This is a genomic window from Pseudomonas sp. W2Aug9 (assembly GCF_023127755.1).
Classification (GTDB): Bacteria; Pseudomonadota; Gammaproteobacteria; order Pseudomonadales; family Pseudomonadaceae; genus Aquipseudomonas; species Aquipseudomonas synxantha_A.
In genome coordinates this window covers 1-22,620 of the sequence record NZ_SPKL01000013.1, presented here as the reverse complement: position 1 = coordinate 22,620, position 22,620 = coordinate 1, and the positions used below count along the sequence as shown (strand labels likewise).

At 59.0% G+C, this 22,620-nt stretch carries 15 protein-coding genes, 4 tRNA genes and 1 pseudogene; 8 read left to right on the top strand and 12 right to left on the bottom strand.

The window, feature by feature from the left end:
- Window positions 1-78 precede the first annotated feature (78 nt).
- The 8 genes from lon to E3O56_RS11275 all read right to left on the bottom strand — a co-directional run bounded on the left by lon (window position 79) and on the right by E3O56_RS11275 (window position 6,971).
- On the bottom strand, window positions 79-2,475 hold the full coding sequence (lon, locus tag E3O56_RS11310; protein ID WP_032880520.1) for an endopeptidase La: 2,397 nt from the start codon (window positions 2,473-2,475) through the stop codon (window positions 79-81).
- Window positions 2,476-2,663: 188 nt separating this feature from the next.
- Window positions 2,664-3,947: an ATP-dependent Clp protease ATP-binding subunit ClpX gene (gene clpX / locus E3O56_RS11305; RefSeq protein ID WP_003238279.1), complete on the bottom strand. Its 1,284-nt coding sequence runs from the start codon at window positions 3,945-3,947 to the stop codon at window positions 2,664-2,666.
- A gap of 112 nt (window positions 3,948-4,059) precedes the next feature.
- Window positions 4,060-4,695, bottom strand: a complete 636-nt coding sequence (clpP, locus tag E3O56_RS11300; RefSeq protein WP_005789297.1) for an ATP-dependent Clp endopeptidase proteolytic subunit ClpP — start codon at window positions 4,693-4,695, stop codon at window positions 4,060-4,062.
- A 91-nt stretch (window positions 4,696-4,786) separates the two neighbouring features.
- Entirely contained in the window at window positions 4,787-6,097 is a 1,311-nt protein-coding gene (gene tig / locus E3O56_RS11295; RefSeq protein WP_032880518.1) for a trigger factor, read from the bottom strand.
- Window positions 6,098-6,492: 395 nt separating this feature from the next.
- Window positions 6,493-6,568, bottom strand: a tRNA-His gene (locus E3O56_RS11290).
- A 77-nt stretch (window positions 6,569-6,645) separates the two neighbouring features.
- A tRNA-Leu gene (locus E3O56_RS11285) sits at window positions 6,646-6,730 on the bottom strand.
- Window positions 6,731-6,786: 56 nt separating this feature from the next.
- Window positions 6,787-6,862: transfer RNA gene (locus E3O56_RS11280), tRNA-His, on the bottom strand.
- Window positions 6,863-6,894: 32 nt separating this feature from the next.
- Window positions 6,895-6,971, bottom strand: a tRNA-Arg gene (locus E3O56_RS11275).
- A gap of 274 nt (window positions 6,972-7,245) precedes the next feature.
- Between E3O56_RS11275 and folD the strand changes: the two genes are divergently transcribed.
- Window positions 7,246-8,100 carry a bifunctional methylenetetrahydrofolate dehydrogenase/methenyltetrahydrofolate cyclohydrolase FolD gene (gene folD, locus E3O56_RS11270; RefSeq protein ID WP_005789300.1) on the top strand — a complete coding sequence of 285 codons (855 nt, stop codon included), beginning with the start codon at window positions 7,246-7,248 and terminating at the stop codon, window positions 8,098-8,100.
- 207 nt (window positions 8,101-8,307) lie between these two features.
- Window positions 8,308-9,231, top strand: a complete 924-nt coding sequence (pbpG, locus tag E3O56_RS11265) for a D-alanyl-D-alanine endopeptidase (protein WP_248128249.1) — start codon at window positions 8,308-8,310, stop codon at window positions 9,229-9,231.
- A 126-nt stretch (window positions 9,232-9,357) separates the two neighbouring features.
- Here pbpG and E3O56_RS11260 read toward each other — a convergent pair whose 3' ends face one another.
- The gene (locus E3O56_RS11260) at window positions 9,358-10,020 is read right to left on the bottom strand and encodes a peptidase C39 family protein (RefSeq protein WP_032880515.1); all 663 of its coding nucleotides are present in this window, start codon (window positions 10,018-10,020) and stop codon (window positions 9,358-9,360) included.
- A gap of 210 nt (window positions 10,021-10,230) precedes the next feature.
- Here E3O56_RS11260 and E3O56_RS11255 point away from each other — a divergent pair, with 210 nt between their 5' ends.
- Window positions 10,231-10,392, top strand: coding sequence for a hypothetical protein (locus E3O56_RS11255; RefSeq protein WP_005789305.1), 162 nt, complete (start codon window positions 10,231-10,233; stop codon window positions 10,390-10,392).
- Here E3O56_RS11255 and E3O56_RS11250 read toward each other — a convergent pair.
- A complete protein-coding gene (locus tag E3O56_RS11250) occupies window positions 10,389-10,799 on the bottom strand; it encodes a hypothetical protein (RefSeq protein WP_005789306.1) in 411 nt (136 codons plus the stop codon). The two genes, E3O56_RS11255 and E3O56_RS11250, sit on opposite strands and share 4 nt — an antisense overlap.
- Window positions 10,800-11,003: 204 nt before the next feature.
- On the opposite strand from E3O56_RS11250, the gene E3O56_RS11245 reads away from it, so the two are divergent.
- From E3O56_RS11245 to E3O56_RS11235, 3 genes are read left to right on the top strand one after another with little or no spacing between them, the layout of a single operon-like run.
- The gene (locus E3O56_RS11245) at window positions 11,004-14,225 is read left to right on the top strand and encodes an efflux RND transporter permease subunit (RefSeq protein WP_248128247.1); all 3,222 of its coding nucleotides are present in this window, start codon (window positions 11,004-11,006) and stop codon (window positions 14,223-14,225) included.
- The gene (locus E3O56_RS11240; RefSeq protein ID WP_248128245.1) at window positions 14,215-15,384 is read left to right on the top strand and encodes an efflux RND transporter periplasmic adaptor subunit; all 1,170 of its coding nucleotides are present in this window, start codon (window positions 14,215-14,217) and stop codon (window positions 15,382-15,384) included. Before E3O56_RS11245 ends, E3O56_RS11240 begins: the two co-directional genes overlap by 11 nt.
- The gene (locus tag E3O56_RS11235; protein WP_248128243.1) at window positions 15,368-16,786 is read left to right on the top strand and encodes an efflux transporter outer membrane subunit; all 1,419 of its coding nucleotides are present in this window, start codon (window positions 15,368-15,370) and stop codon (window positions 16,784-16,786) included. The genes E3O56_RS11240 and E3O56_RS11235 overlap by 17 nt, the downstream gene beginning before the upstream one ends.
- Window positions 16,787-17,029: 243 nt before the next feature.
- Here E3O56_RS11235 and E3O56_RS11230 read toward each other — a convergent pair whose 3' ends face one another.
- Together E3O56_RS11230 and E3O56_RS11225 are read right to left on the bottom strand one after the other, a co-directional pair.
- Window positions 17,030-18,301, bottom strand: coding sequence for a Zn-dependent hydrolase (locus E3O56_RS11230; RefSeq protein WP_248090096.1), 1,272 nt, complete (start codon window positions 18,299-18,301; stop codon window positions 17,030-17,032).
- Between the two features lie 152 nt (window positions 18,302-18,453).
- Window positions 18,454-19,941 carry an NCS1 family nucleobase:cation symporter-1 gene (locus E3O56_RS11225; RefSeq protein WP_005789314.1) on the bottom strand — a complete coding sequence of 496 codons (1,488 nt, stop codon included), beginning with the start codon at window positions 19,939-19,941 and terminating at the stop codon, window positions 18,454-18,456.
- A gap of 594 nt (window positions 19,942-20,535) precedes the next feature.
- Between E3O56_RS11225 and hydA the strand changes: the two genes are divergently transcribed.
- Window positions 20,536-21,975, top strand: coding sequence for a dihydropyrimidinase (hydA, locus tag E3O56_RS11220; RefSeq protein WP_005789316.1), 1,440 nt, complete (start codon window positions 20,536-20,538; stop codon window positions 21,973-21,975).
- A gap of 158 nt (window positions 21,976-22,133) precedes the next feature.
- Window positions 22,134-22,620: pseudogene (locus E3O56_RS11215) on the top strand (dihydropyrimidine dehydrogenase); the annotation flags it as partial.

Here is a 22,620-nt window from a genome sequence, read left to right as displayed (position 1 = left end):
TGGCCTACAGACACTTAAGAGCCGCTTTATAACAAGGGCTCTAAAAAGCTGTCAAGGAAGCCCCCAGGCTTTAACACATTAATGCGTGCTAATTCTTTCCTTGGAATCTGACTCGCGTTTTTCGTCCTTCGCGACTATCTCCGGAGCTACATCCGGCAAGGGTTCCGGCGCGTATTGCAGCGCAATTTGCAGGACCTCGTCAATCCATTTAACCGGTTTAATCTGAAGATCCTGCTTGATGTTGTCAGGAATTTCCTTCAAGTCGCGAACATTCTCTTCCGGAATGATCACCGTCTTGATTCCGCCCCGGTGAGCCGCCAGCAATTTCTCTTTCAGACCACCGATGGCCAATACCTGACCACGCAGGGTAATTTCCCCGGTCATTGCGACGTCAGCGCGCACAGGGATGCCAGTCAATGCCGACACCAGGGCCGTGCACATGCCTACGCCCGCGCTAGGGCCGTCTTTCGGAGTCGCCCCTTCCGGCATATGGATATGGGTGTCGTGCTTCTCATGGAAGTCCAGCGGGATGCCCAGGCTGCGGGCGCGACTGCGCACCACGGTCTGCGCGGCCGTGATGGATTCGACCATCACGTCACCCAGGGAGCCGGTCTTGATCAACTGGCCTTTGCCGGGAATCACCGCAGCTTCAATGGTGAGCAATTCGCCACCCACCTGAGTCCACGCCAGGCCAGTCACCTGCCCGACCTGGTCCTGCTGCTCGGCCAGGCCGTAGCGGAATTTCTTCACGCCCAGGAAGTGTTCCAGGGAGTCGGCAACTACCTTCACAGAGAAACGTTTTTCCAGTGCGTGTTCTTTCACCGCCTTGCGGCAGATCTTCGCGATCTGGCGCTCAAGGCCCCGTACACCGGCCTCGCGGGTGTAGTAACGCACGATGTCGCGGATCGCCTCGACTTCAAACTCGATCTCGCCCTTCTTCAGGCCGTTGGCCGAAATCTGCTTGGGTGCGAGGTATTTGACGGCGATATTGATCTTCTCGTCTTCGGTGTAACCCGGCAGACGAATCACCTCCATCCGGTCCAGCAAGGCTGGCGGAATGTTCATGGAGTTGGAGGTGCACAGGAACATTACGTCAGACAAGTCGTAGTCGACTTCCAGGTAATGGTCGTTGAAGTTGTGATTCTGCTCCGGATCGAGCACCTCAAGCAGCGCGGAGGCAGGATCGCCACGCATATCGCTGCCCATTTTGTCGATTTCATCGAGCAGGAACAGCGGGTTGCGCACGCCCACTTTTGTCATCTTTTGAATCAATCTTCCTGGCATCGAACCGATGTAGGTACGGCGATGACCACGGATTTCCGCCTCGTCACGCACACCGCCCAGGGCCATGCGCACAAACTTGCGGTTGGTGGCACTGGCAATCGACTCGGCCAGGGAGGTTTTACCCACACCCGGAGGGCCGACCAGGCACAACACCGGACCACGAATCTTTTTCACGCGCTTTTGCACGGCAAGGTATTCGAGGATGCGCTCTTTGACTTCCTCAAGACCATAGTGGTCGGCATCGAGGATTTCTTCGGCGCGAGCCAGATCCAGGCGCACCTTGGTCTGGGCCTTCCACGGCACCTGCACCAGCCAATCGATGTAGGAACGCACCACGGTGGCTTCGGCCGACATTGGCGACATCTGCTTGAGCTTGTTCAGCTCTGCGGTAGCCTTGGTCAAGGCATCTTTGGGCAGGCCAGCGGCATCAATGCGCTTTTTCAGCTCTTCGATTTCGTTGTGGCCTTCCTCGCCGTCGCCGAGTTCCTTCTGAATGGCCTTCATCTGCTCATTCAGGTAGTACTCGCGCTGGCTGCGCTCCATTTGCTTCTTCACCCGACCGCGGATGCGTTTTTCTACCTGCAACAGGTCGATTTCGCCGTCCAGCAGCGCCAACACGTGCTCGACACGGGCCGACAGGTCGATGATTTCGAGGATGTCCTGCTTCTGCTCGATTTTCAGCGCCATGTGCGCGGCCATGGTATCAACCAGGCGGCTTGGTTCATCAATGCTGCTGAGGGAAGACAGCACTTCAGCGGGGACTTTCTTGCCCAACTGCACATACTGCTCGAACTGCGAGAGCAGGCTGCGCACAAACACTTCGGATTCGCGCTCTGCAGCTTCGACTTCTTCGATCAGTGCCACTTCGGCGCGCAGGTGCCCGTCCACTTCCATGAAACGCTCTACGGCACCGCGCTGCTCGCCTTCCACCAGCACCTTGACGGTGCCATCAGGCAGCTTGAGCAATTGCAGCACAGTGGCAATGGTGCCGACGCGATACAGGGCATCTTCACCCGGATCATCATCAGCAGGATTCTTCTGGGCCAACAGCAGGATCTGCTTGTCGCCCGTCATCGCAGCCTCGAGGGCTTCGATAGACTTCTCGCGCCCCACGAACAGCGGGATAACCATGTGCGGATAGACGACGACATCACGCAACGGCAGGAGAGGCAATTCGATGGTTGTCTTCATGATTTCGCCTCTATGACAGTTGATAAGTAAGCATGAAACCAAGATGGGGGTTACATGCAAAAAAAACAAGCTCAATGCCAGTAGTTAAACGCATGAATACACGCGAATTTAACCACCGCACCAAGAAAACGCCCCAAAAAACAAGGGGCCCCTAGAGGCCCCTTGCTTGTACCGCAACTGCTGAACGCTTACGCGTCTGGCGCAGCCTTGGCCGTCGGCTCACTGTTTTCGTAGATATACAGTGGCTTGGACTTGCCTTCGATAACGCTTTCGTCGATCACCACTTTGCTCACCTCAGACTGCGAGGGGATTTCGTACATGGTGTCGAGCAACACGCCTTCGAGGATCGAACGCAGGCCACGTGCACCGGTCTTGCGCTCCAGTGCCCGCTTGGCCACCGATTTGAGCGCGTCGGTACGGAACTCGAGGTCCACGCCTTCCATCTCGAACAACTTGGCGTATTGCTTGGTCAGGGCGTTCTTAGGCTCGGTGAGGATCTGAATCAAAGCCGCCTCATCCAATTCGTCCAATGTCGCCAGGACCGGCAAGCGGCCAACGAACTCCGGGATCAGACCAAACTTGACCAGATCGTCAGGCTCGACTTCACGCAGGGACTCGCCCACCTTCTTGCCTTCTTCCTTGCTGCGCACTTCCGCACTGAAACCAATGCCGCCACGGGTGGAGCGCTGCTGGATAACCTTCTCCAGGCCGGAGAATGCGCCACCACAAATGAACAGGATGTTGCGCGTATCAACCTGAAGGAATTCCTGCTGCGGGTGCTTGCGGCCGCCTTGTGGCGGTACGGAAGCAACCGTGCCTTCGATCAGTTTCAACAGTGCCTGCTGCACGCCTTCACCGGAAACGTCCCGAGTGATCGACGGGTTGTCGGACTTGCGCGAAATCTTGTCGATTTCATCGATGTAGACAATACCCATCTGGGCCTTCTCTACGTCGTAGTCGCACTTTTGCAGCAGTTTCTGAATGATGTTCTCGACATCTTCGCCCACATAGCCAGCCTCGGTGAGGGTGGTGGCGTCGGCAATGGTGAACGGAACGTTCAGCAGGCGAGCGAGGGTTTCCGCAAGCAAGGTTTTACCCGAGCCTGTAGGACCGATCAGCAGGATGTTGCTCTTGCCGAGTTCGACCTCGTCGCCTTTCTTGTCACGCTGGTTCAGGCGCTTGTAGTGGTTGTACACCGCTACGGCCAGAACCTTCTTTGCACGCTCCTGGCCAATAACGTATTGGTCCAGGATGCCGCTGATTTCTTTAGGCGATGGGAGTTTGTGCGCACTGCTCTCGGCCTGGGCTTCCTGCACCTCCTCGCGGATGATGTCATTGCACAGGTCGACGCATTCGTCGCAGATAAACACCGAGGGGCCGGCAATCAATTTGCGTACTTCATGCTGGCTTTTGCCACAGAAGGAGCAATAGAGCAGCTTGCCGTTGTCCTCGCCGTTGCGGGTGTCAGTCATTCGTTCGATCCAAATCCGATAGGCTTGCAACACAAGATGAAGGCTTATGCGGGCTTTTTCAAGCCCGCCAGTGGTCGGACATGCCGACCAGCCCTATTTTGAGCGGCTTATATTAAGCGGGGCGCTTTTCGATCACTGCGTCGATCAACCCGTATTCACGGGCGGCTTCTGCGCTCATGAAATTGTCACGGTTGGTATCGCGCTCGATTTCTTCCAGTGTGTGCCCGCTGTGCTTGGCCATCAGCGTGTTCAGACGCTCACGAATGAAAAGGATTTCCTTGGCATGGATTTCAATGTCCGATGCCTGGCCCTGGAAACCGCCCAGTGGCTGGTGAATCATCACACGTGAGTTCGGCAGGCAGAAACGCTTGCCTTCGGCACCCGCCGTCAGCAGGAACGCGCCCATGCTGCAAGCCTGGCCGATGCAGGTAGTCGACACGTTTGGCTTGATGAATTGCATGGTGTCGTAGATCGACATCCCTGCGGTCACCGAACCACCTGGCGAGTTGATGTAGAGATGGATGTCCTTGTCCGGGTTTTCCGCTTCAAGGAACAGCAATTGCGCACAGATCAGGTTAGCCATGTAGTCCTCTACCGGGCCAACCAGAAAGATCACTCGCTCCTTGAGCAGGCGCGAGTAGATGTCGTAGGCGCGTTCGCCACGAGCGGACTGCTCGACAACCATCGGGACCAGGCCGCCGGCGGCCTGGATATCAGAGTTCTGCTGAATATAGGAATTACGGAACATGCTCTGCAGTTACTCCCAAATAGTCATGTCTTGAAAACGCATAAGCCAGCGCGAGGCTGGCTTATGGTTGAATTTCCAACGAGTTGGACAATCAGTCGGCTTGTGCTGCTTCCGCCGGTTTGACTGCTTCTTCGTAAGAGACCGCTTTATCGGTCACCTTAGCCTTCTGCAGAACAGTATCCACAACTTGTTCTTCAAGCACAACCGAACGTACTTCGTTCAGCTGTTGGTCATTCTTGTAGTACCAAGCCACGACCTGCTCAGGTTCCTGGTAGGCCGAAGCCATTTCCTGGATCATTTCGCGAACGCGGTCTTCGTCAGGCTTGAGGTCGAACTGCTTGACCACTTCAGCCACGATCAGGCCCAGCACAACGCGGCGCTTGGCTTGCTCTTCGAACAGCTCGGCTGGCAGTTGGTCAGGCTTGATGTTGCCACCAAACTGCTGAACAGCTTGTACGCGCAGGCGATCCACTTCGTTGGACAGCAGGGCCTTGGGCACTTCGATCGGGTTGGCGGCCAGCAGACCGTCCATGACCTGGTTCTTGACCTTGGACTTGATGGCCTGGCGCAGTTCACGCTCCATGTTCTTGCGAACTTCGGTGCGGAAACCTTCGATGCCGGTTTCCTTGATACCGAATTGAGCGAAGAACTCTTCGTTCAGCTCTGGCAGCTTAGGCTCGGAAACGCTGTTGACGGTAACGGTGAACTCGGCAGCTTTGCCGGCCAGGTCCAGGTTCTGGTAGTCCGCTGGAAATTCCAGGTTCAGAACGCGCTCTTCGCCGGCTTTGGCGCCAACCAGACCGTCTTCGAAGCCAGGGATCATGCGGTTGGAACCCAGCACCAGCTGAGTGCCCTTGGCGGAGCCGCCAGCGAACACTTCGCCGTCAACCTTGCCAACGAAATCGATGTTCAACTGGTCTTCGTTCTGGGCAGCACGCTCGGCCACTTCAAAACGGGTGTTCTGCTTGCGCAGGATTTCCAGCATGTTGTCCAGGTCCGAATCAGCCACTTCGGCGCTCAGACGCTCGATTTCGATACCTTCGAAACCAGCCACTTCGAATTCCGGGAACACTTCGAATACGGCAACGTATTCCAGGTCCTTGCCAGCTTCCAGGGACTTGGGTTCGATCGAAGGCGAGCCAGCCGGGTTCAGCTTTTGCTCGACAACGGCTTCGTAGAAGGAAGCCTGGATCACGTCACCTACAGCTTCCTGGCGCGCATCGGCACCAAAACGACGCTTGATTTCGCTCATCGGCACTTTGCCTGGACGGAAACCAGCGATCTTGGCCTTCTGGGCAGTCTGCTGCAGACGCTTGTTGACCGCAGTCTCGATACGCTCTGCCGGCACGGTGATGCTCAGGCGGCGCTCGAGAGCAGTAGTATTTTCAACAGAAACTTGCATGGATATTCCTCGTTGCACAGACGTTAGCCGGCCATTTCCGACCCCAATCAAGGGCATGCATTCTAGTGGGTCAAACTCAAGAAGTCACCCTACTGAAAATACAGCGGAAAACAGCCGGCAATTTATCGTTACGAAGGCACGGATGCACCTCGCCCCGGTGACAAATACAGCCAACTGCGCCAGGGCTCTGCGCCGCCTCTTCTATATAGAAGAAACCAGTCATTTCCCTGACGCCCGACCCCGCGCACAGGGCCTGCGGGCAGCGCGGCATCATCGAGACACACAAATACGATGAAACACCCCACCCTTTCGACCTTGCACCTGCAGCTGCCGGATATACGAACCGCTAAAACCAAAAAAGGCGCCAGACTGTTAAATCTGGCGCCTTTCGAATATGGGGTGGACGAAGGGGATCGAACCCTCGACAACGGGAGTCACAATCCCGTGCTCTACCAACTGAGCTACGCCCACCATATTGCGTTAACAAAGAAACCAAACTACTTCTTTGTTGAGCCCTGCCCCGCCTGACGGCACAGCAAAGCTTTAATTGGTGCGGATGAAGAGACTCGAACTCTTACGCCTCGCGGCGCTGGAACCTAAATCCAGTGTGTCTACCAATTCCACCACATCCGCGCTTGAAGCTCTTAAAGCAAAGGCGCCAGACGATTAATCTGGCGCCTTTCAAAATATGGGGTGGACGAAGGGGATCGAACCCTCGACAACGGGAGTCACAATCCCGTGCTCTACCAACTGAGCTACGCCCACCATATAGCGCTACTTGTGCCAAAGCTGCCTAATGGCGCACCCGGCAGGACTCGAACCTGCGACCATCCGCTTAGAAGGCGGATGCTCTATCCAGCTGAGCTACGGGCGCCTGATTAATCTGTACTCTTGGAGGATTACAAACTAAGTGTTTCCAGCCTTGCAGGACAACAATTCTGCTCGACCTTCTAACCAGTGCTAGGCTGTGCCCGACAAGTGCGACGAATAGTATAGAGCGTCCTGATACCCGTCAAATCTTTTTTGAAAAAAACTGATTTTATTTAAGGGCTTAGGGCAATTTGCAGACCAAGCGCCTTTGCCCTCGCGCCCTGGCGTGCGAGAATGCGCGCACTTTTCTTCCCCCTCTCGATGGTTAATCACGCGTAATGACTGCACAACTTATCGACGGCAAATCAATCGCCGCCAGCCTGCGCCAGCAGATCGCCAAACGCGTCACCGAGCGTCGCCAGCAAGGCCTGCGCACGCCTGGCCTCGCGGTGATCCTGGTCGGCAGCGATCCTGCCTCTCAGGTTTATGTCTCGCACAAGCGTAAAGACTGTGAAGAGGTCGGCTTTATTTCCAAAGCCTACGACTTGCCTTCTGACACCACTCAACAGGCCCTGACCGACCTGATTGACCGCCTCAACGATGATCCGGAAATGGACGGCATCCTGCTGCAGCTGCCGCTGCCCGAGCACCTGGACGCCTCCAAGTTGCTGGAACGCATCCGCCCGGACAAAGACGTCGACGGTTTCCACCCTTATAACGTCGGCCGCCTGGCCCAACGTATCCCGCTGCTGCGCCCATGCACACCCAAAGGCATCATGACCTTGCTGGAAAGCACCGGGGTCGATCTCTATGGTCTGGACGCAGTCGTGGTAGGCGCATCCAATATCGTCGGTCGCCCGATGGCCATGGAGCTGCTGCTGGCCGGCTGCACCGTGACCGTCACCCACCGCTTCACCAAGGACCTGGCTGGCCACGTTGGCCGCGCCGACCTGGTGGTGGTCGCTGCTGGCAAGCCGGGGTTGGTCAAAGGTGAATGGATCAAGGAAGGCGCCATCGTCATCGACGTGGGCATCAACCGCCAGGATGACGGCAAGCTGGTCGGCGACGTCGTCTACGACACTGCCCTGCCCCGCGCCGGCTGGATCACGCCAGTGCCAGGTGGTGTCGGACCGATGACCCGCGCCTGCCTGTTGGAAAATACCTTGTACGCAGCAGAAACCCTGCACGGTTAATAACCAAGCGTAATGAAAAAGCCCTGCCTTAGCGCGGGGCTTTTTATTGCCTGAGAAAAAACTGTTTTTTCTTAGTTTTTAAGCACTTTCATCCGGTTCTGGAAGAACATTCGACAGTTTCTGATCCATACTCCTAGAATGTAACGTCATTTTTCATAAAGCCCGTTCCCGAACGGTATTTCCTTACTTTTTAGCGAGTTCATCCGCGTGAAAATTCGTCTCTCTATTGTCGGCCTGTTTTTCGCTTTGACAGGCACCTTCGCCCACGCCGCCGAATCCACCCTGGCCCCGCGTGACGCCTCCAAACTGCAAATCGCCTCCGGCAGCGCCATGCTGGTGGACTTGCAAACCAACAAAGTCATTTATTCCAGCAATCCCGACGTGGTGGTCCCCATCGCTTCAGTGAGCAAACTGATGACCGGCCTGATCGTGCTGGAAGCCAAGCAGAACATGGATGAGTACATCGACATCAACATCACCGACACGCCAGAGATGAAAGGCGTGTTCTCCCGGGTAAAAATCGGCAGCCAGATGCCGCGCAAGGAAATGCTGCTGATTGCGCTGATGTCCTCGGAAAACCGCGCCGCGGCGAGCCTGGCCCACCACTATCCGGGTGGCTATGCGGCATTCATTGCGGCGATGAACGCCAAGGCCAAGTCCCTGGGGATGACCAGCACCCACTATGTGGAGCCTACCGGCCTGTCGATCCATAACGTCTCGACCGCTCGCGACCTGAGCAAGCTGCTGGCGTACGCGCGTAAATTCCCGATGCTGAGCCAGTTGAGCACCACCAAGGAAAAGACCGTGGCGTTCCGCAAGCCCAACTACACCTTGGGTTTCTCCAACACCAACCACCTGATCAACCGCGCCAACTGGGACATTAAGCTGACCAAGACCGGCTTTACCAACCAGGCCGGCCATTGCCTGGTATTGGTGACCAGCATGGGCAACCGCCCGGTGTCGCTGGTGATCCTGGATGCCTTTGGCAAATTCACCCATTTTGCCGACGCCAGCCGGATTCGCAGCTGGGTTGAGACCGGCAAAGGCGGCGCGGTGCCGGACGTTGCGTTGCGCTACAAGGCTGACAAGAATCTGAAGAACCGGGGGAATGCGGTAGAAGTTCGCCGCTAACTAACCACCATCTTATTGAAATAAGCAGGCCCAATGTGGGAGGGGGCTTGCTCCCGATGGCGGTGTGCCAGGCTATAAAACTTATCCTGATCAACCGCTATCGGGAGCAAGCCCCCTCCCACATTTTTATTTGCGTTCTGCCAACACTTTGAGCGCTTGGGCCGCTGCCCCTTCCTGCCCCGCCTGGCCTGTTGCATTCGCCGCATCACGCCAGCGCTGCGCATCCACATTGGCCGGTAATTGGCTCGGCCGCTGGGTGAGGATAGCCCAGTGCCCCGCGCTCTTCCACGCCGACTCGAAGTCGCTGAATTCCATAATCAATCGGCGCTCGTTTCCAGAGCGCAACAACACCGTGCTCTTCTGCTGGTTGAACCCCACCACCACGACATAACGCGCTCCGGACCAGAAGCTGGAATTGATTCGCGCCATCACCGGGTAACCCGCCGCCACCTGCGCCAGCACCGCGGTCAGCTTGGCGTCCAGTGGGTACACCATCAGCCCGTATTCGCGCGCCAGCACCTGCATGTTGCGTTCGAGGTTCGCCTCAGCACCCGGCAGGCGCAGCGGCTTGTCCAGCAACCCCGGTGTCATGACAATGCCTTGTTGCGACAGCATACTGGCAAGTGCCGTAGGACCGCTCTGATAAGCCTCGCTGCGAAAGGTCGGCACGCCGTTGAGTTCAACGCGCTCCGGCAGGCCGGACAGCTTCGACGGTTGGCTGGAACAAGCCGTTAACCCCAGGGCACAAGCCAGCAAGATGGATGTTTTAAGGTTCGAGCGTAAGCGCAATGTTTTACTCTCTTGATCAACGGGCGGTGAGGGCCCTGATCATAGGATGCTCTTGAGCGCGGGTATAGCCTGGCACATCAGTAAAGCACCCGCGATAGAGCAAACAAGTTGGACAGACACGACCATTGGTCAATAGCAGGCAACCGCCAGGTAGCTAGACTGTCCATTGAGAAGACTGTGTGTGCCCCAAGTGGGCGAAAGGAGGCCCGAATGAGCCTTGCGACGACAATTTTTCTGTTGATCTGTGGTTGGTTGGCAGTGGCCGCGGCCATGTTGTGGGGGGTCATGCGCGTGACTCGCCGGCATCATCACCCCCACGTCAAACCTGCCGCGCCCGCCAAGCCTCCCAAGGCGACGGCTCATCACGCCTAGCCAGGCATGCAATTGAAGTCTTGGGTGGCGGCGATTTCCTTGCCGTGCCCGTCCTTGAGGGATGCACGCACGGTGGTGCCCAGGCTCGACTCTTCCAGTGTGTAATGCTCACCCGCCTTGAAGTGTTTGTATTCCACCCGGCCCTGGCAGTCTTGCTGGTTGTCGTCGCCGGGTTCGTCTTCAAACAAGGTCACGTCCAGCCGATGGTCACCGGGGCTGACTTCAAAGTAGCGCCCGTCATCGACGCGTTTACCGTCCACCCGCTCGGCCATCAGGTCATTTGGCGCTTCCTCTTTCAGGCCGATCCAGGCTTGGCTCGGGTCGGCCTTGGGCAGCGGGCCGGCGCAGGCCGAGAGCAACACAACAACGCTCAGCATAGGTATCAACAACAGGGTTTTCAGTGACATGGCAGGGCTCCAAAGAACATCAAAAAAAGACGTATCCGATGGCTGGCAAGCTTGAAGATCCGGCGTTTGCAGAACAAATGAATACCAATGAAACGATCTTCAGCCATTACCTAAATCTTCCTTCACCTGGCTGAAAGGTGCGTGTTAGGTGGGTCGGGCAAGACTGCCGGGGTTTGCAATCCTGCTCTTCTCGGAGACTCACGCATGCTCGGGCTGGTAAAGACCGCACTGCAAAAGCCGTACACGTTTATCGTGTTGGCCATATTCATCTGCATCATCGGGCCCATGGCGGCCCTGCGTACGCCCACTGATGTGTTTCCCGATATCGGCATACCCGTGGTCGCGGTGGTCTGGCAGTACAACGGCCTGTCCCCGGACGCCATGGCCGGCCGGGTGATCTACACCTATGAACGCTCCTTGAGCACCACCGTCAACGACATCGAACATATCGAATCGCAATCACTGCCCGGCATGGGCATCGTCAAGATCTTCTTCCAGCCCGGCGTCGATATCCGCACCGCCAACGCCCAGGTCACAGCGGTGTCGCAAACCGTGCTCAAGCAGATGCCACCGGGCATCACGCCGCCGCTGATCCTCAACTACAGCGCCTCCACGGTGCCGATCCTGCAAATGGCCTTCTCCAGCCCGAGCCTTTCCGAAGCCAGGATCCGCGACCTGGTGCAGAACAACATCCGCCTGCCCCTGAGCGCGCTGCCCGGCCTGGCCATGCCCACGCCGATGGGCGGCAAGCAGCGTCAGATCACCCTCGACCTCGACCCCCAGGCCCTGGCTGCCAAGGGCTTGTCGGCCCAGGACGTCGGCAATGCCCTGGCCTTGCAGAACCAGATCATCCCGGTGGGCACCGCCAAGCTGGGTTCCAACGAATACACGATCCTGCTCAACAACAGCCCCAAGGCCATCGATGAACTCAATGACCTGCCGATCAAGACAGTCGACGGCGCAATCATCACCATCGGCCAGGTCGCCCATGTGCGCGACGGTTCGCCGCCACAAACCAACATCGTGCGCGTCGACGGCCATCGCGCGGTGCTGATGCCGGCGTTGAAGAACGGCAGCATCTCTACCCTGTCGATCATCGACGGCATCCGCCAGATGCTGCCACGCATCAACGAAACCCTGCCGCCTTCACTGAAAACCTCACTGCTGGGTGATGCCTCGGTGTTCGTCAAGCAATCGGTGGGCAGCGTAGCCCAGGAAGGCATCATTGCCGCGCTGCTCACCAGTGCGATGATCCTGTTGTTTCTCGGCAGTTGGCGCTCGACCTTGATCATCGCCGCGTCGATTCCGCTGGCGGTGCTCTCGGCCATCGCGCTGCTGGCGGTCAGCGGGCAAACCCTCAACGTGATGACTCTCGGCGGGCTGGCGTTGGCGGTGGGGATTCTGGTGGACGACGCCACAGTGACCATCGAAAACATCAACTGGCACCTGGAACAAGGCAAGGCGGTGAACACTGCGATCCTCGACGGTGCCGCGCAAATCGTCGGCCCGGCGTTTGTCTCGCTGCTGTGCATCTGCATCGTGTTTGTGCCGATGTTTTTGCTGCAAGGCATCGCCGGTTATCTGTTCCGGCCAATGGCGCTGGCGGTGATATTTGCCATGGCCAGTTCGTTCATCCTCTCGCGCACCCTGGTGCCGACGCTGGCGATGTTCCTGCTCAAGCCGCATACGCCGGAGCAAGGCGTGGGGCATCATCCCGAAGATCAATTCATCAACCATCATGAGGGTGAGCAACACGCGAAACCGCGCAATGCGTTGCTGCAATCGGTGCTGAATTTCCAACAGGGCTTTGAGCGTCACTTCTCCAATATCCGTGACACTTACCATGGCTTGCTGACGTTGGCGCTGGGGGCGCGAAAGCGCTTCATTGTCGGCTTCCTGGCCTGCGTAATCGCCTCATTCGCGTTGCTGCCGAGCCTGGGCCAGGACTTTTTCCCGGCCACCGATGCCGGTGCCCTCGCGCTGCATGTGCGCTTGCCGCTGGGCACGCGAATCGAGGAAAGCGCCGCTGCGTTCGATCGCATCGAAGCACGCATTCGCGAGGTCATCCCCGCCGACGAACTCGACACCATCGTCGACAATATCGGCATCCCGCTCAGCGGTATCGACATGGCCTACAGCAGCAGCGGCACCATCGGCCCTCAGGATGGCGATATCCAGGTCACCCTGAATAAGCACCACGCCCCCACCGCCGACTACGTGAAAAAACTGCGTGAAGCCCTGCCGCAAAGTTTCCCCGGCAGCCACTTTGCGTTCCTGCCGGCAGACATCAGCAGCCAGATTCTCAACTTCGGCGCGCCGGCCCCGCTGGATGTGAAAATCTCCGGGCGCAGCGATGCAGAAAACCGCGCTTACGCCGTAGAACTCGAACGACGCTTGCAACACGTACCAGGCATTGCAGACCTGCATATCCAGCAGTCCACCGGTTACCCCTCCTTGCAGGTCAATGTCGACCGCCTGCGCGCCAACGGCTTGGGCATTACCGAAAAAGACGTCACCAACAGCATGGTCGCCTCCCTGGCCGGCAGCTCCCAGGTGGCACCGACCTTCTGGCTCAACCCGGCCAATGGCGTGTCCTATTCCATCGTCGCCGCCACCCCGCAGTACCGTCTCGACAGCCTGCCATCACTGGAGGCCCTACCGGTGACCGGTGCCAATGGCCAATCGCAAATCCTCGGGGGCGTGGCGACCATCTCCCGCGTACAAAGCCCGGCGGTGGTCACCCACTACAACATCGAACCGACCCTGGACCTGTATGCCAACGTACAAGGTCGCGACCTGGGCGGCGTGGCCCGTGATGTGCAAAAAGTGCTGGACGACACTGCATCCATGCGTCCCAAAGGCGCGACCATCAGCCTGCACGGGCAAATCGATGCGCTGCATGAGGCGTTCAGTGGTTTGAGCTTGGGGCTGCTCGGCGCCGTGGTGCTGATCTACTTGCTGATCGTGGTCAACTTCCAGTCCTGGGCCGACCCCTTTGTGATCATCACGGCGTTACCGGCCGCACTGGCGGGGATCGTGTGGATGCTGTTCCTCAGCGGCACCTCGTTATCGGTCCCGGCGCTCACCGGCGCCATCCTGTGCATGGGCGTGGCCACCGCCAACTCGATCCTGGTGGTGAGCTTCTGCCGTGAACGCCTGGCCGAACATGGCGACGCGTTGAAAGCCGCCATGGAAGCCGGTTACACGCGCTTTCGCCCAGTGTGCATGACCGCCCTGGCAATGATCATCGGCATGTTGCCCCTGGCGCTGTCCGAGGAGCAAAACGCGCCGCTGGGTCGCGCCGTTATCGGCGGTTTGATCTTCGCCACCATCGCCACTCTGTTGTTTGTACCCGTGGTCTTCAGCCTGGTCCACGGCCGTCACCCTACTCGCGCAATTGCTGGAGAAACGCCCCATGTCGTCTGATCACAAACCCTCGCGCAAGCGTCTGATGCTGATGGGTGTCGGCGGCCTGACCCTCGCTGCCCTGCTGGTCGCCAGCGGCTTGCACGCCCGCACGCTGCACGAGCGATCTGTCGCTGCCTGGACCGAAACGGCGGCCATTCCCCAAGTGATGGTGTTGCAACCCCAACAGAACACTGCCGGCGATACGCTGCGCTTGCCGGCGCACCTGGAAGCCTGGAGCACAGCGCCGATCCATGCGCGGGTCAGCGGCTATCTGAAAGACTGGAAAGTGGATATGGGCACGCAGGTCAAGGCCGGGCAAATCCTCGCCGAAATCGACAGCCCTGACCTCGACCAGCAACTGGCGCAGACTCACGCACGGCTGATTCAGGAACAGGCCAATGCACGTCTGGCAGCCACCACTGCCACGCGCTGGCAACACCTGTTGGCGAGCCATTCGGTGTCGCGTCAGGAAGCCGATGAAAAAACCTCGAACGCCGCCGCTACCACAGCCAATGCCGAGGCTGGCGCAGCGGACTACGCTCGCTTGTCAGCATTGGAGGGCTACAAAACCCTGCGTGCGCCATTCGCTGGCACCATCACTGCGCGGCATACCGATATCGGTCAGTTGATCAAAGCCGATACCGACAGCGATCTGGCGCTGTTCACCCTGGCCGACACCCACCAACTGCGCCTGTATGTGCCGGTGCCGCAGAACTACGCGGCAGTGATCCATCCGGGCCTGGAAGCCGAGTTGACGGTGCCTGAGCACCCAGGCGAACACTTCAAGGCGCGCCTGATCGGTGACTCCACCGCCATCGACCGCCGCTCCGGCACCCTGCTCGCCCAGTTCGTCGTCGACAACCCCAGCGGTGAATTGCTACCGGGCGACTACGCCGAAGCCAGCCTGCCGATTCCGGCCGATACTCACGGCGTGAGCATCCCGGCCAGCGCCTTGATCTTCCGCGCCCAGGGTACGCAAGTGGCGGTGTTGGATGGGCAGAATCATGTGCACCTGCAAGACATCCACATCGGTCTGGACCTGGGCGAGCGCCTGGTGATCGACCAGGGTTTGAAAGCCACCGACCACATCATCGACAACCCGCCCGATGCCTTGCGCGAAGGCGACCCGGTGCAACTGGCCGACGCCGCCGGAGGTGCCCATGCGCCCAAGGCTTAAACCGTTCGCAGCGTTGATGCTGCTGGCGTTGCAGGGTTGCTCGATGGCACCGACCTATACCGCGCCATCGATTGACCTGCCCGCCCACTACCGCGAACAGACCAGCGACGGCCCATGGCACAGCGCGCAACCGTCCGATCAGTTGGTGACCCAGTGGTGGCAACTCTATAACGATCCAACGTTGAACAAGCTGCAGCAGCAATTGCTCAACAGCAACCCGGACCTGGCTGCGGCACTGGCGCACTTCGATGCCTCCCAGGCGTATGCCAGCCAGTTGCACGCCGGGCTGTTCCCGCAAATCAGCGCCAGCGCACAGCCGCAGCGCCAACGGCAATCGGACGCGAGACCGTTGCGCGGCACAACGCAGCCGTCGGTGTACAACAGCAACGTCGCCGGGTTTTCGTTGAGCTACGACCTGGACCTGTGGGGCAAGATTCGCAATCAGGTCGCGGCCGGTGACGCTCAGGCGCAAGCGTCAGGCGATGACTTGGCGGTGGCTCGCCTGAGCCTGCAACGGCAGTTGACGACGTTATATGTGCAACTCAATGGCCTGGATGCACAGAGCCGAATACTCGACAGCTCGCTGGAGGATTTCAGCCAAGCGCTGCAACTGACGCGCAGTCGCTACGAAGGCCAGATTGCCTCGGAACTGGACCTGACCCGCGCACAAAATCAACTGGCCGAGGCCAAGGCGCAACTGGATGAAGTGCGTGGGCAACGCAACCTGACCGAGCATGCAATCGGCGAGTTGGTGGGCGTGGCGGCCAGTGATTTTTCATTGCCGCCCAGCCCGCAGTTGATGGCCTTGCCAAAGATTCCATCGCAGTTGCCAAGCCACTTGCTGCAACGTCGCCCGGACATTGCCGCGGCTGAACGCCGCGTGTTTGCGGCCAACGCAAATATCGGCGTAGCCAAGGCGGCGTGGTATCCGGATTTCAGCCTGACCGGGTTGATAGGCGGGCAGACGCAAGGCGTCGGTAATCTGCTGTCAGCTGGCAATCGATATTGGGCGTTGGGGCCGTTGGTGAGCCTGCCGATCTTTGATGGTGGGCGGTTGAGTGCCAATGAGCGCCAGGCCAAGGCCGAGTTTGAAGAGGCGTCGGCGCAATACCGTAGCCATGTGTTGCAAGCCGTACGAGAGGTAGAGGACAACCTGGGGCAACTGAGGGACTTGCAGCAGCAAGCCCAGGATGAACAGGCGGCGGCGCGGGCGGCGCAACATACCCAGGCGTTGGCGATGAACAGCTATCAGGCGGGGGCGGTGAGTTATCTGGATGTGGTCACCGCACAAACTGCGGCGCTACAGGCGCAGCGCACATTACAGGCCGTACAGACGCGGCAGCTGGTGGCAAGTGTGGGGCTTTTGACCGCACTCGGCGGTGGCTGGCAACCTGGCGCCTGACGTCAATACCGCAATCGGGAGCAAGCCCCCTCCCACACTGGTCCTGCGCCAGACACAACCTGTATGAACATGCCCCCTCTGTGGGAGGAGCTGCCCACCTTCCCACACTGGTTCCGCGCCAGACACACTATGTATGAACACCGCGGCCCCCTGTGGGAGGGGGTTTGCTCCCGATAGCGGCGGGTCAGCTACGGACAAATTGACTGACACACCGTCATCGGGAGCAAGCCCCCTCCCACATTTTCAACCACTGGCGATAGCTGCTGAAGCTGCCACCATGGCGCGCAACAACACCGCACACCCCGCCGCCAGATCATCCGGCGCGGCATTTTCGATTTCGTTATGGCTGATGCCACCTTCACACGGCACGAAGATCATCCCCGCCGGGCCAAGCTCGGCGACGAAGATTGCGTCGTGCCCTGCCCCGCTGACAATGTCCATATTCGACAGGCCCAACCCATTGGCCGCATCGCGCACGGCGTCGACGCAGCCTTTGTCGAAGTACAGCGGCGGGAAGTCGGCAGTGGGTTCCATCTCGTAACTCAGCCCATGTTTGGCACAAGTGTCCTCAATCACCTGGCGCACCTGGGCAATCATCGAGTCCAGCCGTGCTGGCTCTAAATGACGGAAATCCAGGGTCATGCGTACCTCCCCCGGAATCACGTTGCGCGACCCTGGATACGCTTGCAGGCAACCCACCGTGCCACAGGCGTGCGGCTGATGCCCCAGCGCCGCCGCATTCACCGCCGCCACCACCACCGCTGCGCCCACCAGGGCATCCTTGCGCAGGTGCATCGGCGTCGGGCCGGCGTGCGCCTCGACACCGCGCAGTTTGAGGTCGAACCACTTTTGTCCGAGGGCGCCGAGTACAACGCCGATGGTTTTCTTTTCATCCTCAAGAATCGGCCCTTGCTCGATGTGCGCCTCGAAATAGGCGCCAACCTTATGCCCGCTCTCGGGGCGCGTCCCGGCATAGCCGATGGCATTCAACGCAGCGCCGACGCTGACGCCGTCCGCATCGACCTTGGCCAGGGTATCGGCCAGGCTGAACTTTTCGGCGAACACGCCGGAGCCCATCATGCACGGTGGAAACCGCGAGCCTTCCTCGTTGGTCCACACCACCACTTCCAACGGCGCCTCGGTTTCAATCTTGAGATCGTTAAGGGTGCGCAACACTTCCACCCCCGCCAGTACACCGAAGCAACCGTCGAACTTGCCGCCGGTAGGCTGGGTATCGATATGGCTGCCGGTCATCACCGGCGGCAGGTCCGCGTTGCGCCCTGGACGGCGGGCGAAGATATTGCCGATGCCGTCGATGCTCACGGTACAGCCGGCCTCTTCGCACCACTGCACGAAGAGATCGCGGGCCTTGCGGTCAAGGTCGGTAAGGGCCAGGCGACACACCCCGCCCTTGGGGGTAGCGCCGAGCCTGGCCAGGTCCATCAGCGACTGCCACAGGCGGTCGCGGTTGATGTGCTGATGGGTCGATTGCAGAACGTCGAGGGCAGCGTTCATGGGGATCTCCTCAGGCTGTATTTCTTATGATTGGAACAGGTGGCACGCGGTCCAATGTGGGAGGGGGCTTGCTCCCGATAGCAGTGGCCGAGTCGATATATGCGTGACTGATACATCGCCATCGGGGGCAAGCCCCCCCACATTGACCGCGTTCACAAGGATGATTTGGCTACGGCCGGGTTAATACCGCGCTTGGCATTGAGCCCGTAATACAACACCCCGCCCAACGCCGAACCGGTAAACCAGCCATAGCTGTAAAACCAACTGAACGCATCGCTGCCCAGCGACAACAGGGTCAGCACCACCGGCACGCCAAAGGCGATGAAACCACTCCAGTTCCACGCCGGGTACACGTCATCACGGTAAAGTCCTGCCAGGTCCAGTTGCTGTTTGCGGGTGATGAAGTAGTCCACCACCATGATCCCGGCAATCGGGCCCAGCAGGCTCGAATAGCCGAGCAACCAATTGGAGTAAACGGTCTCCAGGCTGACATCGGAAACGATCAACCCAAGCTTTTTCAGCAGCTCATGGGCCATCAGCGCCAGCCCTACCAGCCCGGTCAGGATCACCGCGGTGGTGCGGTTGATCAGCTTGGGCGCGATGTTCTGGAAGTCGTTGGTGGGCGAAACGATGTTCGCCGCCGTGTTGGTGGACAAGGTGGCGACGATGATCAGCGCCATCGCCACTGCCACCCACACCGGGCTCTGGATATGGCCGATCAGGGTCACCGGGTCGGAGACGCTGACGCCCACCAGTTTCACCGAGGCGGCGGTCATGATCACGCCGAGGGCGGCGAACAGGAACATGGTCAGCGGCAGGCCGAAGATCTGCCCGAGGATCTGGTCTTTCTGGCTCTTGGCGTAGCGGCTGAAGTCGGGAATGTTCAGCGACAAGGTGGCCCAGAAGCCTACCATCGCGGTCAGACCCGCCATGAAATAGCCGGTGAGGCTTGCGCCTTCAGGGCGCTTGGGTGGGATCGCCATCAGCTCGCTGAGGGACACATTCGGCATCGCCCACACCAGCAGGCCGATACCTACCGCCACCAGCAACGGCGCCGACAGGGTTTCCAGGCGCTTGATCGACTCGGCACCGCGCAACACCACCCACAGGTTCAGGCACCAGAAAATCATGAAGCCAATCACTTCACCGGTGCCACCCAGCGACTTCCAACCCTCGAAAATCGAACCGAGAAACAGGTGAATCGCCAACCCGCCAAACATCGTCTGGATCCCGAACCAGCCGCAGGCCACCAACGCGCGAATCAGGCACGGCACGTTGGAACCGAGAATGCCGAATGACGAGCGCAACAACACCGGAAACGGGATGCCGTACTTGGTGCCGGGAAATGCGTTGAGCGTCAGCGGGATCAACACCACGATATTGGCCAGCAGGATCGCTATCAGCGCCTCGCCCACCGACAAGCCGAAATACGCGGTGAGTACCCCGCCCAGGGTGTAGGTCGGCACGCAAATCGACATACCGACCCACAATGCGGTGATGTGCCATTTGTTCCAGGTGCGCTCATGCACCTTGGTGGGTGCCATGTCATGGTTGTAGCGAGGGCTGTCGAGGACGTCGGGGCCGGCGTCGAGTTCGTACAGGCCGTTGCGCTCGATGACTTGCGATCTGTTCTGTTGCATGGCCGCTCCACGGTTTTTTTTAAAGTTATTTTTGCTCACCTGCACGCTGTGTACAGGAGGCCGGAGTACCGCATAAACAACATGACATCTCGGGCCCCGACCAATTGCCTTTGCACTCAATTACCGTGCCGACAACGGCTGCTGAACCCGCACCGCTTATATAACGTGCTGATGTTTATCAGCTTTCCGAGTGAGCCTGGGTTACTTGTCGCGCTATTGGGGCCAGCCATTGCGCAAGTTGTTCGAACCGTCAGGTCTCAATCTGGTGCAACACAATTATTTTTATTTTTCAGTGCCGTCAAGAGGCATATCTCAAGCGTCTGATTTGCAATAAGAAATGTTGCTCAAAAACAGAAGCTGTCAAGTGCGTCAAAATGGTGAGCGCTCGCTACATTTTGGTGATTTTGTTATTTTTATCTTTTAATTCAGCCACTTAATTTAATTATAAGCTTAAGAAAAATCTTCTTGCCCAATCGAAAAACTCGGGCTAGTTTCTATTCCTGTCACCGATGACAGGAATTAATCCTCCATCGACCGGCAGTATTACAACACTTAGAACTGGCATAAGCCGGTCAAGCCTGTGAGGAACTCGACATGTCGCTGTTGATCCGTGGCGCAACCGTTATTACCCATGATGAAAGTTACCGCGCCGATGTGTTATGCGCAGGCGGTCTAATTCGGGCCATTGGCACCGATCTGGATATTCCCGCCGGCACTGAAATACTCGATGGCAGCGGCCAATACTTGATGCCGGGCGGCATCGATCCCCACACCCATATGCAACTGCCCTTCATGGGCACCGTGGCCAGCGAAGACTTTTTCAGTGGTACGGCCGCAGGCTTGGCCGGTGGTACCACGTCGATCATCGACTTTGTGATTCCCAACCCGCAGCAATCGTTGATGGAAGCCTTCCACCAGTGGCGCGGCTGGGCAGAAAAGTCCGCATCCGACTATGGCTTCCATGTAGCGATCACCTGGTGGAGCGAGCAGGTACGCGAGGAAATGGCCGAACTGGTCAGCCATCACGGCATCAACAGCTTCAAGCATTTCATGGCTTACAAGAACGCAATCATGGCCGCCGACGATACCTTGGTAGCCAGCTTCGAACGCTGCCTGGAGCTGGGCGCGGTGCCCACCGTTCATGCGGAAAACGGCGAGCTGGTGTATCACCTGCAACGCAAGCTGATGGCCCAGGGCATCACCGGACCGGAAGCCCATCCGCTGTCGCGCCCGTCCCAGGTGGAAGGCGAAGCGGCCAGCCGCGCAATACGAATTGCCGAGACCATCGGCACGCCGCTGTACCTGGTACATGTGTCGACCAAAGAGGCGCTGGATGAAATCACCTACGCTCGGGGCAAGGGCCAGGCGGTGTACGGTGAAGTACTCGCCGGCCACTTGCTGCTGGACGACAGCGTCTACCAGCACCCGGATTGGCAGACCGCCGCCGGCTATGTCATGAGCCCACCGTTCCGTCCGCGCGGGCATCAGGAGGCCCTGTGGCACGGCCTGCAATCGGGCAACCTGCACACCACCGCGACTGACCACTGCTGCTTCTGCGCCGAGCAAAAAGCCGCCGGGCGTGACGACTTCAGCAAGATCCCCAACGGCACCGCCGGTATCGAAGACCGCATGGCGCTGCTGTGGCACGAAGGCGTCAACACGGGGCGCCTGTCGATGCAGGCGTTCGTTGCGCTGACCTCCACCAACACGGCGAAAATCTTCAACCTCTACCCCCGTAAAGGCGCGATTCGCGTCGGGGCGGATGCCGACCTGGTGCTCTGGGACCCTGAAGGCACGCGAACCATTTCGGCCAAGACCCACCACCAGCAGGTCGACTTCAACATCTTCGAAGGCAAGACCGTGCGCGGCGTGCCGAGCCACACCATCAGCCAGGGCAAGCTGGTCTGGGCCGATGGCGACCTGCGCGCAGAACGGGGTGCCGGGCGCTATGTGGAGCGGCCGGCGTATCCGTCGGTGTTCGAGCAGTTGAGCAAGCGGGCAGCGCTTTCCAAACCAGTGGCTGTGAACCGCTGAACCCGCTATCGGGAGCAAGCCCCCTCCCACAGTGGAACGCATTCCAATGTGGGAGGGGCGGTGCGACGATTCGACTTGCTCCCGATGAGGCCCGAACAATCAACACAAAAACCAATGCCCATCAGAGGCAGCACCTCAATAACCGTGAGGCCAATACCGTGATCCAGACCCTGACCCACCTTCCCCACCCCCGCGATGACGCGGCCACCCTCGCCAGCCAGTTCAGCGACCTGGCACCGCCGCTCAACGCCCGGCAAGCGCATCTGGAAGCCTCGCGCTGCCTGTACTGTTACGACGCGCCGTGCGTGAACGCATGCCCCAGCGAGATCGACATCCCGTCGTTCATCCGCAATATCCACACCGAGAACGTGCAAGGCGCTGCGCAGAAAATCCTCTCGGCCAACATCCTCGGCGGCAGTTGCGCTCGGGTTTGCCCCACGGAGATCCTGTGCCAGCAAGCCTGCGTGCGTAACAACGCCCAAGAATGCGCGCCGGTGCTGATCGGTTTGTTACAACGCTACGCCATCGACAACGCGCACTTCAGCGAACACCCGTTCCAGCGCGCCGCGCCCACCGGTAAGCGCATCGCCGTGGTCGGCGCCGGGCCGGCGGGGTTGGCCTGCGCCCACCGCGCCGCGTTGCACG